The 17,401-nt window shown below is 53.4% G+C and carries 15 protein-coding genes; 7 read left to right on the forward strand and 8 right to left on the reverse strand.

Features of this window, described 5'->3' with window-relative positions; translation table 11 throughout:
- Positions 1–68 precede the first annotated feature (68 nt).
- The 6 genes from ACERJC_RS10305 to fruB all read right to left on the reverse strand — a co-directional run bounded on the left by ACERJC_RS10305 (position 69) and on the right by fruB (position 7,330).
- The gene (locus tag ACERJC_RS10305; RefSeq protein WP_178828323.1) at positions 69–1,319 is read right to left on the reverse strand and encodes a NupC/NupG family nucleoside CNT transporter; all 1,251 of its coding nucleotides are present in this window, start codon (positions 1,317–1,319) and stop codon (positions 69–71) included.
- Between the two features lie 85 nt (positions 1,320–1,404).
- On the reverse strand, positions 1,405–2,340 hold the full coding sequence (locus ACERJC_RS10310) for a pseudouridine-5'-phosphate glycosidase (RefSeq protein ID WP_373671600.1): 936 nt from the start codon (positions 2,338–2,340) through the stop codon (positions 1,405–1,407).
- Complete coding sequence (locus tag ACERJC_RS10315) at positions 2,328–3,269, reverse strand: pseudouridine kinase (protein WP_371894638.1); 942 nt, start codon at positions 3,267–3,269, stop codon at positions 2,328–2,330. The genes ACERJC_RS10310 and ACERJC_RS10315 overlap by 13 nt, the downstream gene beginning before the upstream one ends.
- A gap of 284 nt (positions 3,270–3,553) precedes the next feature.
- A complete protein-coding gene (gene fruA, locus ACERJC_RS10320; RefSeq protein WP_286633701.1) occupies positions 3,554–5,245 on the reverse strand; it encodes a PTS fructose transporter subunit IIBC in 1,692 nt (563 codons plus the stop codon).
- 16 nt (positions 5,246–5,261) lie between these two features.
- Positions 5,262–6,200 (reverse strand): 1-phosphofructokinase, encoded by a 939-nt coding sequence (gene fruK / locus ACERJC_RS10325; RefSeq protein ID WP_042317960.1) that lies wholly within the window; start codon positions 6,198–6,200, stop codon positions 5,262–5,264.
- Positions 6,200–7,330: a fused PTS fructose transporter subunit IIA/HPr protein gene (gene fruB, locus ACERJC_RS10330; RefSeq protein WP_373671601.1), complete on the reverse strand. Its 1,131-nt coding sequence runs from the start codon at positions 7,328–7,330 to the stop codon at positions 6,200–6,202. Before fruB ends, fruK begins: the two co-directional genes overlap by 1 nt.
- A gap of 369 nt (positions 7,331–7,699) precedes the next feature.
- Here fruB and setB point away from each other — a divergent pair, with 369 nt between their 5' ends.
- The gene (gene setB / locus ACERJC_RS10335; protein WP_373671602.1) at positions 7,700–8,881 is read left to right on the forward strand and encodes a sugar efflux transporter SetB; all 1,182 of its coding nucleotides are present in this window, start codon (positions 7,700–7,702) and stop codon (positions 8,879–8,881) included.
- Here the strand turns inward: setB and ACERJC_RS10340 are convergent.
- A complete protein-coding gene (locus ACERJC_RS10340; protein WP_152403535.1) occupies positions 8,878–9,132 on the reverse strand; it encodes a YkgJ family cysteine cluster protein in 255 nt (84 codons plus the stop codon). The genes setB and ACERJC_RS10340 overlap by 4 nt on opposite strands.
- Positions 9,133–9,282: 150 nt before the next feature.
- Between ACERJC_RS10340 and yeiP the strand changes: the two genes are divergently transcribed.
- On the forward strand, positions 9,283–9,855 hold the full coding sequence (yeiP, locus tag ACERJC_RS10345) for an elongation factor P-like protein YeiP (protein WP_045445067.1): 573 nt from the start codon (positions 9,283–9,285) through the stop codon (positions 9,853–9,855).
- Between the two features lie 57 nt (positions 9,856–9,912).
- On the opposite strand, the gene uxuA is transcribed toward yeiP, so the two are convergent.
- Positions 9,913–11,103: a mannonate dehydratase gene (uxuA, locus tag ACERJC_RS10350; protein WP_286631379.1), complete on the reverse strand. Its 1,191-nt coding sequence runs from the start codon at positions 11,101–11,103 to the stop codon at positions 9,913–9,915.
- Between the two features lie 205 nt (positions 11,104–11,308).
- Here uxuA and ACERJC_RS10355 point away from each other — a divergent pair, with 205 nt between their 5' ends.
- The 5 genes from ACERJC_RS10355 to ACERJC_RS10375 all read left to right on the forward strand — a co-directional run bounded on the left by ACERJC_RS10355 (position 11,309) and on the right by ACERJC_RS10375 (position 17,357).
- Positions 11,309–12,775 carry a mannitol dehydrogenase family protein gene (locus tag ACERJC_RS10355; protein WP_373671603.1) on the forward strand — a complete coding sequence of 489 codons (1,467 nt, stop codon included), beginning with the start codon at positions 11,309–11,311 and terminating at the stop codon, positions 12,773–12,775.
- Between the two features lie 117 nt (positions 12,776–12,892).
- On the forward strand, positions 12,893–13,879 hold the full coding sequence (locus ACERJC_RS10360) for a CobW family GTP-binding protein (RefSeq protein WP_373671604.1): 987 nt from the start codon (positions 12,893–12,895) through the stop codon (positions 13,877–13,879).
- Positions 13,880–13,911: 32 nt separating this feature from the next.
- Positions 13,912–14,631, forward strand: a complete 720-nt coding sequence (locus ACERJC_RS10365) for a phosphatase PAP2 family protein (RefSeq protein ID WP_373671605.1) — start codon at positions 13,912–13,914, stop codon at positions 14,629–14,631.
- Positions 14,632–15,044: 413 nt separating this feature from the next.
- Entirely contained in the window at positions 15,045–15,614 is a 570-nt protein-coding gene (gene mepS / locus ACERJC_RS10370; RefSeq protein ID WP_373671606.1) for a bifunctional murein DD-endopeptidase/murein LD-carboxypeptidase, read from the forward strand.
- 186 nt (positions 15,615–15,800) lie between these two features.
- Positions 15,801–17,357: a cyclic di-GMP phosphodiesterase gene (locus tag ACERJC_RS10375; RefSeq protein WP_373671607.1), complete on the forward strand. Its 1,557-nt coding sequence runs from the start codon at positions 15,801–15,803 to the stop codon at positions 17,355–17,357.
- The last annotated feature ends 44 nt before the right edge of the window (positions 17,358–17,401 follow it).

Below are 17,401 nucleotides of genomic sequence, written 5' to 3' on the forward strand. Positions count from 1 at the left end.
CCGGCCTGGGAGCGTTTCTCCAGGCCGGATAAGGCATCAGCCGCCGTTCGGCAAACTCCCGCTATCTGCTATGCCAGTCCAATAAAGAACCCGGCAATAGTCGCACTCATCAGGTTAGAGAGCGTAGCTGCCGCCAGCGCACGCATACCCAACTGGGCGATTTCCGGCGCACGCTGAGGCGAGATGGCAGAGAACGCCCCAACCACCACGCCAATGGAACCAAAGTTGGCAAACCCGCACAGCGCAAAAGAGATGATGGCGATAGTTTTCACATCCAGGGTGCCGCCATCCTGCAGGTAAGGCGAGAGATTGAGGTAAGCGACAAATTCGTTGATCGCCAGCTTCTGCCCAATCAGGCTACCCGCCAGAGAGGCATCACTCCAGTCAACGCCCATAATCCACGCAAGCGGAGCTAACACCCAGCCAAAGATCCCTTCAAGCGTCGCATGACCATAACCGAACCAGCCGCCAATTCCGCCGATAATGCCGTTAATCAGCGCGATAATTGCGACAAACGCCATGACCACCGTCGCCACGCCGGCGGCAATCTTCAGCCCGGTCATCGCCCCGCTTGCCGCAGCTTCGATAATGCTTTTTGGTGGCGTCTCGGTGAAAGAGAGGTTTTCGAAGGTGACTTTTGACGCTTCCGTTGCCGGACTCAGAATACGGGCAAACAGGATCCCGCCCGGAATCGCCATCAGCGAGGCTGCCAGCAGATAATCAATCGGCACGCCCATGCCGGCATAGCCAATCATCATCGAACCCGCAATCGAGGCCATCCCGCTACAGATAGCAGTGAACAGTTCGTTGCGATTCAGGCGGTCAATAAACGGCTTCACGATCGCCGGGATCTCATTCTGCCCGAGGAAAATCGTCGTGACCGCAACAAATGATTCAATCTTACTGATATTCAGGGCTTTCTGGAAAATCCCGCCCAGAATGCGAATCAGCAGCCCCATCACGCCGATGTAGTACAGCAGGCTGATAAGCGCTGTCACAAAAATAATGGCGGGGAGCACGCGGAAGGCAAAAATAAACCCGGCGCCATCAAACAGCACATCCATTTTTGGCCCTACCAGGGAACCAAAGATAAAGGCGCTGCCCGCGTCACTGTAAGACATGACCTTATGCACGCCCAACGCGGCCTGCTCAACCAGCCATTTGCCCGGCGGGAAGTAGAGCATGATCCCGCCAATCGCGATTTGCAGTACCAGCGCAGCGCCTACGGTACGTAAGCTGATGTGCTTTTTATTCACCGACAGTAAGTATGCGATCACCAGCAATACCGCCATACCCACAACACTTCTCATTATATCCATAATGATTTCCCTTCATGCCAGGAAACCCGGCGCGAAGCCAGGTTTTGGTGGTTTCGGGCGACCGCGAGCTGCCCGTTCGTTATGATCAGGCGAGGCGTTGATATTCCTTCGCGATCTCGCAGGCCAGTACGGCGTTGTTAAACACCAGTTGAATGTTGGACTTCAGGCTGTCGCCGCCGGTTAATTCAGCGACGCGCGCCAGCAGGAACGGCGTACTTTCCTTGCCGACAACGCCCTGTTCTTCCGCTTCCCGGACGGCCTGGTCAATCGCCGCGTTGATTTTCTCTTCCGCCATGGCATAGGTTTCCGGGATTGGATTGGCAACCACCAGACCGCCGTTCAGGCCGGTTTGCCATTTCACCGCCATCGCCCGGGCAATTTCCTTCGCGCTGTCGAGACGAATGCTGACGTCAAACGGACTGGTACGGCAGAAAAATGCCGGTAGCGCGGTGGTCTGATAGCCAATTAATGGCACGCCGAACGTTTCTAAATATTCCGTGGTTAAACCTAAATCGAGAATAGATTTCGCGCCTGCACAAACCACGGTCACATTGGTATGGGCCAGTTCCTGTAAATCGGCGGAAATATCAAATGTATGTTCAGCACCGCGGTGAACACCGCCAATGCCACCGGTGGCAAAAACGTGAATACCAGCAAGCGCGGCAATAATCATGGTCGAGGCGACAGTGGTCGCGCCATTTTTTCCAGCAGCCACCACAAACGGTAAATCACGACGACTGACTTTAGTGACGCTATGTCCTTCGCGACCTAATAATTCAATTTCTTCTTTACTCAACCCAACTTTCATTACCCCGCCAATAATGGCAATCGTTGCCGGCACGGCTCCGTGTTTACGGATTGTTTCTTCAACTTCAATTGCCGTCTGCGCATTTTGTGGAAAAGGCATACCGTGAGAAATAATCGTCGACTCAAGTGCAACAATCGGTTTATTACTGTTAATAGCGTCCTGGACTTCTGGCGAAATATGCAGTAATTCAGAGGAAAGCGTTAATTCAGACATTCTGTGTTCTCCACAAGGGTTTTAACGTTCGCAACAGATAATTCAGGGTTGTTGGTATATTCACTGGCCAGCGCCATCGAAGAACAACCCTGTGCAAATCGGATAGAATCAATGAAAGGCATGCCTTCAACCCAGCAGGAGGCAAGTCCCGCCATCATGGCATCTCCCGCTCCGGTGACGTTAACTACGTGGGTTTTTATCGGTAGCGACCAGCCGCTGACGCCGCCTCTTTCACTGTAATAGACCCCGTCCCCCCCCATACTCAGCACAAGACGATGCAGGCCACGCTCGTGGAACCAGGCAGCGACTTTCGCGACATCTTCACGCCCTGAAAGCGCGATGCCGCTGAGGGTTTCCGCCTCAAGACGGTTGGGTTTAAGCGTGTGGATTTGGGCTAAACGCTCGCGGATTTTCACGCATTTCCACGCCGATACCGGGTCAACGAACACCGGAACATTCCCCACATTATCCAGTAGCCAGGCCAGCGTCTGTTCACTAATGTTACAGTCCGCCACAATGACACTGGCACCACGGATGAAATCGAGATGCTGAGCCAGAAATGCCGCCGAAATATGCTCGGTAATGCTCATGTCATTGATTGCCACCAGCATTTCACCGGTATTATCGAGAAGCGATAAATAACTAGAGGTATTCTCACCGGCGACAATCAGGCAATTATCCACATGCACGCCAGACTGATTCGTCTGCGCCAATAATGATTGCCCATAGAAATCATTGCCCACCGCCGTCATTAACCAGGAATTTTTTCCGAGCAGGGCAAGATTATGGGCGATATTGCGACCCACCCCGCCCGGTGTAAATTTAATTTTTCCAGGATTCGAGTCCGCATAATTTAAAGAAGCATGCGAATATCCTGCAACGTCCATATTGGCGGAACCAATCGTGATGATGTATTCCTTTTCTCGCATAGCACATCTCCTGGTATGAAAATACCATGACAATGAGATCGTTAAGACTATTCACGGCTCAAACAACTTATTAGAGCACATGTTTACATTCAAACATGTGTTCATAGTAAACTTGTTTTGATGAAAGTAAACGCACTGGCAAGGGCTAAAACCGCCAGATATGAACAGAATCACAATTTTTTATAGATACAGTTTGTAAGCGAGGAAAAATTTGCGAAGAAGGGCACAAAACGAAGATAAAAAAAAGGGCAGAGAACGCTCTGCCCTTGTATGAAGCGATAACATCATGCCGCTTTGGCGACAGCATCCTCTTCCGGGCGTTTCAGGAAGGCATAGGCCAGACCCGCCACCAGCGTACCGGCAACAATGGCAATCAGGTATCCCAACACCGGGGTAATCGCACCAGGGATCAGCAGAACAAACAGACCGCCATGTGGTGCCATCAGTTTTGCACCGACCGCCATAGAGATTGCTCCCGTCAACGCGCCGCCAACAATACAGCACGGCAGAACACGCATCGGATCGCGCGCGGCGAAAGGAATAGCCCCTTCGGTGATAAAGCACAGGCCGAGTACCAGCGCCGCTTTACCCCCTTCCTGCTGCGCCTTGTCGAACTTACGACGCGCAACAATCGTTGCCAGTCCCAGCGCCAGCGGCGGCACCATGCCTGCCGCCATAATGGCCGCCATTGGCGCATACGTTTGTGTACTCAACAGACCAACGCCAAACGCGTACGCCGCTTTGTTAACCGGGCCACCCATGTCGGTACACATCATCCCGCCAAGGATTGCCCCCAGCAGTACCGCATTCGCCGTCCCCATGGTTTGCAGCCAGTGCGTTAACCCTTCGAGGATCCCGGCGACCGGTTTACCGATGAGGTAGATCATGGCCAGACCGACCACGAGGCTGGAGATAAGCGGAATGATCAGGATCGGTTTCAGCGCTTCCATACTCTGCGGCAGCTTCAGCTTCGTGCTGATGGCCTTCGCCACATAGCCTGCGAGGAAACCCGCAATGATCCCACCAATAAAGCCTGAACCCGTGCTGACGGCGAGCATACCGCCGATGAGACCCGGCGTCAGACCCGGACGGTCAGCAATCGAGAAGGCAATGTATCCCGCCAGAACCGGCACCATCAGCGCAAAGGCTGAACCGCCGCCAATCTGCATCAGCGCCGCCGCCAGCGTCCCTTCGACTTTGAACGCTTCGATACCAAAAGCAAAGGAGAGCGCGATACACAGACCACCGGCAACCACCATCGGTAGCATGTAGGAAACGCCCGTCAACAGGTGACGATACGCGCCTGCACTCTCTTTTTTCCCTTCATTCGCCGCAGCCTGCGCTTTGCCGGTTGGCTCATACACCACGGCTTGCGCCACGGCATTGTCCAGTTCCTGCGCGGTTTTCTTCAGCGCCAGACCCGTAGAAGTACGGTACATTGGCTTACCGGCAAATTTTGCCAGATCCACTTCAATGTCAGCCGCCACAATGACCAGATCAGCCTGCGCCACTTCTTCCGGCGTAATGGCATTGCCGGCGCCCACAGAACCACGGGTTTCGACTTTCACCCACCAGCCGCGTTTTTTCGCTTCGGTTTCGATCGCTTCCGCCGCCATAAAGGTATGCGCGACACCGGTCGGGCACGCCGTCACGGCCACAACACGTTTCGGGCCATTGGTCGTGGCTACAGGTGCTACGGCAACCGGTGCGCTGTATGGCTTAGCGTGACCTTTGGCTTCGCTAAGAAACAGTTCAGGGTGCGCAACCGCCCGGGCAATATCGCCTAACCAGACTTTTTTGCCGTTCAACGCGTTGTCATTAGGGATGGCATCGGCCAATACGATCGCCAGTTCAGCGTCATTTGGATTGTCGATGATTTCCAGATTTGCTTTATTCGCCGCCGCACCGAGCAGAGTTTTCGCCATATAAGCGCGGGCCTGCCCGAGGTTAGCGTCAATAATCAGCAGCGTTTTCATTATGCCTCTCCTGCTGTCAGTTAAACGGTTGTAAGTCGACACGCGCCATCATTGCGGCCAACTGCGGACGATCGGTAATACCGACATTGCTCTGACTGACCGCCAGCGCAGCGACGGCTGTCGCCAGACGCAGCGTATGTTCACTGGATTCGCGCATCAGCAAACCGTAAATCAGGCCGCCGACCATTGAATCCCCTGCCCCCACGGTGCTAACCACATCCACCGAAGGCGGTTTGGCGAGCCATTCTCCTGAGGCATTCACCCACAGCGCACCTTCCGCGCCCAGGGAGATCACCACATGCGCGATACCCTGTTCACGCAACGCATGCGCTGCCTCAATCACATCTTTCATTTCCGGCAGCTTGCGACCAGCCCAGATTTCCAGTTCGCGACGGTTTGGTTTTACCAGCCACGGCGCGGCTTTCAGTCCCGCAACCAGTGCTTCACGGCTACTATCAAAGATAATGCATGGACACTGACTGCGCAGACGCGTCATCCAGTCGGTAAACGCTTCCGGGCTTACGCCGGACGGTAAACTGCCGCTGACGCACACCATGTCAAACTGACCCAGCCAGCTCAGGGAATCATTAACAAAACGCTCCCAGTCGGCAGGCGTAACCTCAAAACCGGAGAAGTTGAAGTCGGTGACTTCACCATCTTTTTCCGTCAGCTTGACGTTGATGCGGGTACGCCCCTGCACCACCTGAAAACGGTTAGCAATACCCAGCTCGCTGAACAACTGCTGAAAACCGTCCTGGTTATCTTTGCCGAGGAAACCACCGACCGTTACGTCGATCCCGAGGTCCTTCAGCACTTTTGCCACGTTGATCCCTTTACCCGCCGCGTGCAGACCGGTGGTTTTCACCAGGTTAACTTCACCGCGTTCGATTTCAGGACAGAACCCCACCAGATCGTAGGCCGGGTTTAGCGTGATCGTAGCAACACGTCTGCTCATTATGCGCCCTCCCCGAGACCGGCAGCGATGGCCTCGCCAATTGCTTTCAGCGCCTGCTCAGCATCAGCCCCCTGCGCCGTAAAGCGCAGGCGATGCCCTTTCTTCACGCCCAGAGCCACCACTTTCATCAGACTACGTCCATTTGCCGGTTTGCCGGTTCCATCAAGGTTTGCCACGGTAATTTCACTGTTAAATTGTTTAATCGTATTGACCAGCATGGTCCCCGGACGGGCATGCAGGCCGTGCTCATTACGAACGACAAACTCGGCGTTCAGCACATCATCCGTCAGCGCGTCATCGCTGGTCAGCAGCGCCAGTACGGTGGCCGCATCAGCGTTCAGCAGACGGTCAGCTTTCGTGTCCAGCAGCAGATCGCCCAGACGCTTCAGCACTTCAACAGGCCGATCGTCAGCCATGGCGACGGTCACCAGCAGTGCCGCCTTTTCGCCCTCGACGTCAAAGGCATTCGCCGCACGGCTCACCGCCACTGCGCTGCGCAAGTTACCTTCAGCACTGTCGCTCAGCCAGATCCCTTGCCCCAAGTTCATCGGCCGATCGTTAATCACTTTCGCGACAAACGCCGCATCTACCGCGTCCGCCTCTTTCAGACGCGCCGCGTTCAGCGCCTGCAACGTCACTAAGTCGGTCGCGGCGACATCCAGCATCAGCGTCTCGTTGTCGAGCTTCAACGGCTCACTCTGCTTTTCGCCCATCAGCAACGCACGCAGTTCTTCCGCCGTGGTCGCTGACTTAAGTTGTTCAGCCACGGAGTCGTCACTCAGCACGTGCGTCAGTTGACGCAGTAAACCAAGGTGCTCATCGGAGCTGGCGGCAATACCAATCGCCACGTAAGCCACCTGACCGTCACCCCAGGTCACGCCCTGCGGGAACTGAAAAACCTGAACGCCGGTTTTCAGCACTTGATCGCGAGTGTCGGTGGTGCCGTGTGGAATCGCAATCCCGTTGCCGAGAAAAGTGGAAGTCTGCTGCTCGCGAGCGAGCATGCCGTCTACGTAGCCGTCCGCTACGTTACCGGCCTGCACTAACGCAGCGGCGACCTGACGGATAGCTTCTTGTTTGTCTCCGGCCTGCTCGCCCGGATGAATGTCCTGAACGGATAACTGAAACATGGTTCTCCTCTCCTGCTGAATTGAAACGATTCAGCTTACATGAGAAAAAAGACGCTATACGGTTTCCTCAACTGAAACTCGACAGCGCTGAAACGTTTCAAGAAGTCTTGCTCTTTCTGCTTCAGCACGCAAGAAAAGTTGCATTTTTGATCGCAAAATTTAGAAGCAATGCACATTTTTGCCTCATTACCGAAAAGGTGCTGAAGCAAATACAGCGCTATTTCGTTTAAGGTTCAGCAGCGTCAGCTAACCGCATTGCCAGAGTGAAATGCCATTTTGATTTTTCGTGGCGATTTTGATTTAGTCATCTGTTTATTTTCAGCTAAGCGGCGTAAACTCCGCGTCTCATCACACTACTGATACCAGAACATGCACAACACCCCCGCTGCCGCCACGCCAAAAACGTTTGACCTGACGTCTACGGCTTTCCTTATTGTCGCCTTTCTCACCGGTATTGCAGGTGCGCTACAAACCCCCACGCTGAGCCTCTTTCTGACCGATGAAGTCCATGCGCGCCCGGGGATGGTCGGTTTCTTTTTTACCGGCAGTGCGGTGATCGGCATTCTGGTCAGCCAGTTTCTGGCAGGACGTTCAGACAGAAAAGGCGATCGCAAACAGCTGATCGTCTTCTGCTGTGCACTGGGCATGCTGGCGTGCGTGTTATTTGCCTGGAATCGTAACTACTTTATCCTGCTGCTTGTCGGCGTGTTTCTCAGCAGCTTTGGCTCGACCGCCAACCCGCAAATGTTTGCTCTCGCCCGCGAACATGCTGACCGCACAGGTCGTGAAGCGGTGATGTTCAGTTCCATACTGCGCGCCCAGGTTTCACTTGCGTGGGTGATAGGTCCGCCGTTGGCTTACGCGCTGGCGATGGGTTTCAGCTTTACGGTGATGTACCTCAGCGCCGCAGTGGCGTTTGTGGTTTGCGGCGCGATGGTGTGGTTTTTCTTACCGTCTATGCGTAAAGAAACCACACTGGCCACCGGTACGCTGGAAGCGCCGCGTCGAAACCGTCGGGATACCCTGTTGCTGTTTGCGATTTGCACCTTAATGTGGGGTACCAACAGCCTGTATATCATTAATATGCCGCTGTTTATTATTAATGAGCTGCATCTGCCGGAAAAACTGGCGGGCGTGATGATGGGTACGGCGGCCGGACTGGAAATCCCGACGATGCTGATTGCCGGCTACTTCGCAAAACGGCTGGGCAAACGCCTGCTAATGTGCATTGCGGTCGCCGCCGGTTTTTGCTTTTACGCAGGAATGCTGGTCGCGCACTCCCCTGTGGTGCTGTTGGGTTTACAACTGCTGAACGCCATCTACATCGGTATTCTCGGCGGGATCGGCATGCTCTATTTTCAGGATCTGATGCCGGGTCAGGCGGGGTCAGCGACAACGCTCTACACTAATACCATCCGCGTCGGCTGGATTATCGCCGGGTCACTGGCGGGCATTGCCGCAGAAATCTGGAACTACCATGCCGTCTTCTGGTTTGCGCTGGGGATGATTATCGCCACGATGGTTTGCCTGACGCGTATTAAGGATGTTTAAGGCGCCGTCAGCGCCTCCAGTTCAATAAGCCAGGTCATCGCCTGGCGAGTCGATTCGCCGCACATTTCCGCACTTGGCTGCAGTCCGGAGCACACTTTTGGCCGCAGTGGAGACGCGAAAATTTTACATCGCATGTGTTCATCAAGCTGGATACACGGCGTATTGGCGGGCTTGCCCTCAGGCATGCCGGGGATGGGACTGGAAATCGATGGTGCGGTGCAACACGCCCCACAATCCGGACGGCATTCCATAGTCTGACTCTCTTTATTATGACCACCGGACAGGCGCGCACAGTACCACCTTTTTTGCACCAGCAAAAGGTGAATTCCGCTTGCCTGAATGACCCGGCGCGAGTAGTTTGACGCGATAATTTAGCTAATCTCTATAACAGGATCTTTTCGATGCCAAGAGCGAACGAAATCAAAAAAGGTATGGTACTGAATTACAACGGCAAGCTGCTGATTGTGAAAGATATCGATATTCAGTCCCCGACCGCCCGTGGCGCAGCAACGCTGTACAAAATGCGTTTCTCCGATGTCCGTACCGGTCTGAAAGTGGAAGAACGTTTCAAGGGCGATGACATTGTAGATACCGTCACCCTGAGCCGCCGTGGCGTTGACTTCTCCTATGTCGATGGCAACGAATACGTGTTCATGGATAAAGAAGATTACACGCCCTATACCTTCACTAAAGATCAGATCGAAGAAGAGCTGCTGTTTATTCCAGAAGGCGGGATGCCGGATATGCAGGTATTAACCTGGGACGGTCAGCTGCTGGCGCTCGAACTGCCACAGACGGTTGATCTGGAAATCGTGGAAACCGCTCCTGGTATTAAAGGTGCTTCCGCCAGTGCGCGCAACAAGCCAGCGACGCTGAGTACCGGTCTGGTCATTCTGGTTCCTGAATACCTGAGTGCCGGTGAAAAAATCCGCATTCATATTGAAGAGCGCCGTTATATGGGTCGCGCGGATTAAGTTTTGCATGTACGTAAAAAAGGACAGCCTGAGCTGTCCTTTTTGTCATTTTCGCTCTTACAGCAGGTCGCGGAACTGGGTCATTTTCAGCGCCAGTTCAACACCGCGCACTTCCGCCAGCCCTTTCAGACGCCCAATCGCAGAGTAGCCCGGATTGGTTTTCTTATGCAGATCGTCCAGCATCTGATGACCGTGATCGGGACGCATCGGTATTGGACGTAAATCACCCGCCTTCTTACGGCGCTGCTCTTCGGTCAGAATCGCCGTTACCACCGCCACCATGTTCACATCCCCTTGCAGGTGCGCGCCTTCATGGAAGGTTTTCGGGTTCTCTTCGCGGCACGTCGAGCGCAAGTGGGTAAAGTGGATACGATCGCCAAAGGTTTCGATCATTTTCACCAGATCGTTATCCGCGCGAACACCGTATGACCCCGTGCACATGGTGAAGCCGTTGTAGATGCTGTCGACCGTCTCTTTCAGCCACTGCATATCTTCAATGGTAGAGACAATGCGCGGCAATCCGAGAATCGGCCGCGGCGGATCGTCAGGATGCACCGCCAGGCGTACGCCCACTTCTTCAGCCACCGGGACAATCGCGCGCAGGAACACTGCCATATTGTCACGCAGATCGTCTTTGCTGATGCCGTCATACTCGGCCAGACGCGCACGGAACCGATCGAGGGTATAACCCTCTTCCGCGCCGGGCAAACCGGCAATGATATTGCGGGTCAGTTTTTCGATATCCGCATCGCTCATGGCGGTGAAATACGCCTGAGCCTGACGCTGTTCTTCGTCGCTATAGTCCGCTTCAGCTCCCGCACGCTTGAGGATATGCAACTCAAAAGCAGCAAAGGCTATTTGATCGAAACGTAGTGCTTTCGAGCCGTCCGGCAATTCGTACTCAAGGTCGGTACGCGTCCAGTCCAGAATCGGCATGAAGTTGTAGCAGACGGTATCGATGCCGCAGGCCGCCAGATTGCGGATGCTCTGCTGATAATTCGCTATCCATGTCTGATACTGACCGGAGCGAGTCTTGATCTCTTCGTGAACCGGAATACTTTCGACAACCGACCAGGTTAACCCTTTTTCCGCCAGAATTGCCTGACGTTTTTTAATCTCTTCGACCGGCCACACGTCGCCGTTCGGAATGTGGTGCAATGCCGTCACAACGCCCGTTGCGCCAGCCTGACGCACATCATCAAGCGATACCGGATCGTTAGGCCCGTACCAACGCCAGGTTTGTTCCATTGCTTTACCTCACAAAGTTGTTATACCAAATTAACTTACCTGAATGACGACTACCATACAGGCTTCTGTGAGGTGATCAATAAAAGGGGCATGATTGATTGATCCAGCTCACATTACCCGGATAAATTCGGCTTACCAATTCAATTTGTTGTCATATAACTTTACACTGGCGTTGTTAATTTATGGTTAATCAGGTGTGTAATTCATGACTACAATTGCCTCAGCAATACTGCCGGATGGCGTACAAACGCCGCACTATGACCGCCAGCAGCTCAAAACGCGCATGGTGCATTTCGGCTTTGGCGCCTTTCATCGTGCGCACCAGGCATTACTGACCGACCGGGTGCTGAACGCCCAGGGCGGGGATTGGGGAATTTGTGAAATCAGCCTGTTCAGCGGCGACACGTTGATGAGCCAACTCCGCGCACAGGATAATCTCTATACCGTGCTGGAAAAAGGTGCGCACGGCAATCAGGCAATTATCGTCGGTGCCGTCAACGAATGTCTGAACGCAAAACTCGATTCGCTCGCCACTATTATTGAAAAATTCTGCGAGCCCCAGGTCGCGATTGTCTCACTGACCATCACCGAAAAAGGCTATTGCATCGATCCGGCTACCGGTACGCTGGACCTGACAAACCCGCGCATTATTCACGACCTGCAGGCGCCTGACGAACCCCATTCAGCGCCCGGCATTCTGGTGGAAGCGCTGTCACGTCGACAGGCGCGCGGGCTGGCGCCTTTTTCTGTGCTCTCCTGCGACAACATTCCTGATAACGGTCACGTAGTGAAGAATGCCGTACTGGGGATGGCGGAAAAACGCTCTCCCGCGCTGGCAAGCTGGATCCGTGAATACGTCAGTTTTCCCGCCACCATGGTCGACCGCATTGTTCCGGCCGCTACAGAGGAATCTCTGGCGGAAATCACCCGCGAACTGGGCGTTGCCGACCCCTGCGCCATCAGTTGTGAACCGTTCATTCAATGGGTGATTGAAGACAATTTTGTCGCTGGTCGTCCCGCATGGGAAGCCGCAGGCGTGCAGATGGTTAGCGATGTTCGCCCCTGGGAAGAGATGAAACTGCGAATGCTTAATGGCAGCCACTCGTTTCTCGCTTATCTCGGTTATCTTTCTGGATTTCAGCATATTAATGAGTGTATGCAGGACAGCGCGTTCCGCGAAGCCGCGTACCGACTGATGTTGAATGAACAGGCACCGACGCTCAGTATTACCGGCGTGGATTTAACCGGGTACGCACAAAGCCTGATTGAACGCTTTGCGAATCCAGCGCTGAAGCACAAGACCTGGCAAATCGCGATGGACGGCAGTCAGAAACTACCGCAGCGGATGCTGGCAGGTATTCGCCTCCATCTGGCGCGCGAAAGCGCATGGCCATTACTGGCACTGGGTGTGGCGGGATGGATGCGCTACGTCAGTGGCATCGATGATGCCGGCTCGACCATCGACGTTCGCGATCCGCTGAGCGATAAAATCCGCTCAATCGTCTCCGCCAGTCATGAGGACCAACGCGTCGCAGCACTGCTCTCTTTACAGGAAGTCTTTGGCAACGACCTCCCGCACAATCCTGCTTTTGTTCAGGTGATTGAAACGGCCTGGCAGCGTATCGCGCAACGCGGCGCGCATCAGGCGGTGATTGATACGTTAAAAAATTAACAATTTCTGCCATTAAGGCGAACGGAGCCTGTCTTCGTTCGTCCCGCCCTTCTCTTTTTCACTTTTTTTCGCCAGGATTAAAGCTAACCCGTTACGGCACATCATTCTGGAGCAGGCGTGACCAAAACTAACCTCATCACCGGTTTCCTCGGCAGCGGAAAAACCACTTCAATTCTTCATCTGTTAGCGCACAAAGATCCTGCCGAAAAATGGGCGGTACTGGTCAATGAGTTCGGCGAGGTCGGTATCGACGGCGCCCTGCTGGCAGATAGCGGCGCGTTGCTCAAAGAGATCCCCGGCGGCTGTATGTGCTGCGTGAACGGCCTGCCCATGCAGGTTGGCCTGAACACGCTGTTGCGTCAGGGAAAACCAGACCGTCTGCTGATCGAACCGACGGGACTGGGGCACCCGAAACAGATCCTCTCTCTCCTCACCGCGCCGGTGTATGAACCCTGGATAGACCTTCGCGCCACGCTGTGTATTCTTGACCCACGCGGGTTGCTGGATGAAAAAAGCGTTGCCAATGAGAACTTTCGTGACCAACTGGCTGCGGCAGATATCATCGTGGCGAATAAAACCGATCGCGCGACGGCGGAGAGTGAACGCGCTTTGCAGACCTGGTGGCAGCAGTTCGGCGGCAACCGTCAGTTAGTGCAAGCCGATCACGGTCAGATTGACGGACAGTTGCTGGACTTACCGCGTCTGAATCTGGCTGAATTACCCGCCAGCGCGGCGCATTCGCACAGCCAGCCTGTAACACGAGGACTCGCGGCGATGAGTCTGCCGGCACAACAGCGCTGGCGTCGTAGCCTGAACAGTGGCCAGGGGCATCAGGCCTGCGGCTGGATTTTCGATGCCGATACCGTCTTTGACACCATTGGGCTGCTGGAATGGGCGCGTCTGGCGCCAGTTGGTCGGGTGAAAGGGGTCATGCGTATTGCGGAAGGTCTCGTGCGCATTAACCGCCAGGATGAAGATCTGCACATTGAAACGCAGAACGTCGCGCCGCCGGACAGCCGTATTGAACTGATTTCCAGTACTGAGGCAGACTGGAATACGTTGCAGAGCGCATTGTTGAAGCTTCGTTTAGCTGAACACGCGTAAGGTTGCCTGCGATTTATTGAACAGTGAACTCTTTGAATATGAAAATCAGGTTACCACTGATACTTCTGCTGAATCTTGCCGGTCTGGCTTTATTCATGAGCTGGTATATGCCCGTGAATCATGGATTCTGGTTCCCGGTTGACGCCGGCATTTTTCACTTTTTCAACCAGAAACTGGTAGAGAGCCAGACCTTCCTGTGGCTGGTCGCCATCACCAACAATCGGGCGTTTGACGCCTGTTCCCTGTTGGCGATGGGCGGTCTGATGCTGAGTTTCTGGCTGAAGGAGACGCCTGCAGGCCGCCGTCGTATTGTCATCATCGGCCTGGTGATGTTGCTCACCGCCGTGGTTCTGAACCAGGCGGGTCAGGCGCTGCTGCCCGTAAAACGCGCAAGTCCCACGCTCAGTTTTGACAATATTTATCGCGTCAGTGAATTGCTGCATATTTCGACGAAGGATGCGTCCAGAGACAGTTTCCCTGGCGATCACGGAATGATGCTGCTTATTTTCGCCGCATTTATGCTGCGCTATTTCGGAAAAGCCGCAGGGATTATCGGCCTTATTATCGTTGTGGTTTTTGCTTTCCCGCGCGTCATGATCGGCGCCCACTGGTTCACTGATATCGCCGTAGGTTCATTAACCGTGGTCTTAATTGGCCTGCCCTGGTGTCTCCTGAGCCCGTTAAGCGATCGCCTTATCGCGCTTTTCGACAATTATCTCCCCGGCAAAAACAAACAAATCTTAAACAAATAACCCACAGTTATTAACATCATCAGGGTTTATTCTTAAGCCCTGATGATGCATTAAGATAAATTATTCATCTCACCGTCATTATTTAGTCATAACATTATCTTTGTGAATGAATGAGTTGCCTGTTTTTTCGCCATTCTGCACTTAAATTGACCAATCCCGTTTATTCACTTTCTGTATCACATTTTCTTATTAAAATTCAGATAAAATCACTCGCCAAGCCTGTAACGATCGGGTAACCTCGAACTCGTTTTGCCTCGCTGGGTTATTATTCTCTTCGCGAATAAATTTGTGCGTTCTGCCACAGTTTTGCGCTTAAAGAATTGTCTCATTGTGCGTAGGTAATTAGTCTCGTCACGTTTGGCATTTTTTATAACGATATTTATCGTTAAGGACTTCAAGGGAAAACAAACAAAATGGTCAAATCTCAACCGATCTTGAGATATATCTTGCGCGGGATCCCCGCGATAGCAGTCGCGGTACTGCTTTCTGCATGTAGCACTACCAGTAACACCGCAAAGAACACGCATTCTGAGACGCTTGGTGTGGGTCAAGAAGCTTCTTCACTGCAAGCTTCTCAGGATGAATTTGAGAGTATGGTGCGTAACCTCGATGTGAAGTCGCGGATTATGGATCAATATGCTGACTGGAAAGGCGTGCGCTATCGTCTCGGCGGCGACTCCAAAAAAGGTATTGATTGTTCCAGCTTTGTACAACGTACATTCCGTGAACAATTTGGTTTAGAACTCCCACGTTCCACCTACGAACAGCAGGAAACCGGTAAGTCCGTGTCACGCACGAATTTGCGTACTGGCGATCTGGTTCTGTTCCGCGCAGGTTCGACGGGCCGTCATGTTGGTATCTATATTGGCAACAACCAGTTTGTTCATGCCTCTACCAGCAGCGGTGTTATTATCTCCAGCATGAACGAGCCATACTGGAAAAAGCGCTACAACGAAGCGCGCCGGGTTCTGAGCCGCAGTTAATCGTTTGGTTGCTATCCCTTGGCGACCCTGACGAGACAAACGAAAAGCATCGCTTCGGCGGTGTTTTTTTTTGGTTCCCCTTTTCTCTCTGTGGAAAAGCATGACTCGCCGAATCAATCCAGGCTATAGTCTTGTTATTCCATCACATTTGTCATCATCGACAATCTCAGGGTACAACCAGGCATCATGTTCACACGCGCCTTAACGACTGGTCGAAAAATCGTGCTTACCTGCCTGATCACTGGGGTTGTCATTGCTATTGTTATCAGTAGCCTACAGTTCGTGATGGCGTGGCATAAGCGGGAAATCAAATACGACACGCTGGTTTCCGACATTCAACATTACCTGGTCAGCTATTTCGCCGATCTCAAAAATACCACCGATATCCTCCAGCCGTTGACCTTAAATACCTGCAAACAAGTCAGCGCGGATCTCACTTCTCGTGCCGCGTTTAGCCTGAACGTTCGCGCGTTTTTGCTGGTTAAGGATAAGAAAGCATTTTGCTCATCGGCAACCGGTGGAATGGATGCGCTGCTGACCGAACTGGTCCCCAGCCTCGATATTAGTAAAGATATCGACATGGCGATTATCCCGGGAACACCGATGATGCCCAATAAACCTGCGATGGTGATTTGGTATCGCAATCCCCTGCTGGTGAACAGCGGTGTTTTCACCTCCCTGAATATCAACCTTACGCCGTATCTGCTGTATACCGCCCGACAAGAAGACTTTGATGGGATCGCCATTATCGTTGGCAACACCGTGTTGTCGACCTTTTCGGACCATCTGCTCACTGTTAACGATCTCGACAGTTCACCGGAGCGCGAAGCAAAAATAAGCGGTGTTCCGGTGACGATCCGGCTGTACGCAACCAACTGGACCTGGCCCGACTTATGGTATGCCCTGCTTCTTGGCGGGATGGGGGGCATCATTGCTGGTTTACTTTGCTACTACATCATGTGCATTCGCTTGCGGCCCGGGAAAGAGATCCTCACAGGGATCAAACGCGATCAATTCTACGTGGTCTATCAACCCGTCGTGGATACGCAGTCGCTGAAGGTCACCGGGCTGGAGGTGTTGCTGCGCTGGAAACATCCAACAGCGGGAGAAATCCCGCCGGATGCGTTTATTCATTACGCCGAAGCCCAGCACATGATTGTGCCATTGACCCAGCATCTGTTTAAACTGCTGGCGCGAGATGCCCCTACATTGCAGAAAGTCCTTCCTGTTGGCGCAAAGTACGGTATCAATATTGCACCTGACCACCTGCACAGCAGCAGTTTTAAAGACGACGTTCGCCAGTTAGTCGCCGCAATGCCTCCCAACCACTTCCAGATTGTGCTGGAAATTACCGAACGCGACATGATCCAGCAACATGAAGCCTCACAGTTATTTGAATGGTTGCATGCCGCAGGCTTCGAAATTGCAATAGACGACTTCGGTACCGGCCACAGCGCGCTGATTTATCTGGAGCGTTATACCCTGGATTATCTGAAAATCGATCGCGGTTTTATACACGCCATTGGTACAGAAACCGTCACCTCACCGGTGCTTGATGCGGTGCTGACGCTCGCTAAGCGCCTCAATATGATGACGGTGGCCGAAGGAGTGGAAACGCCGGAGCAGGCGAAATGGCTGCATGAACACGGGGTTCGTTTCCTTCAGGGCTATTGGGTCAGCCGCCCCATGCCGCTCGACGAATTTGTCCAGTGGGTTTCGCAGCCACACACGCTGAAATGGTAAAGCGCCAACGCGTGGATTCACAACAGACGCCACCTGCCCTATTA

It is taken from the genome of Citrobacter telavivensis (genome assembly GCF_041807075.1).
Classification (GTDB): Bacteria; Pseudomonadota; Gammaproteobacteria; order Enterobacterales; family Enterobacteriaceae; genus Citrobacter_A; species Citrobacter_A telavivensis.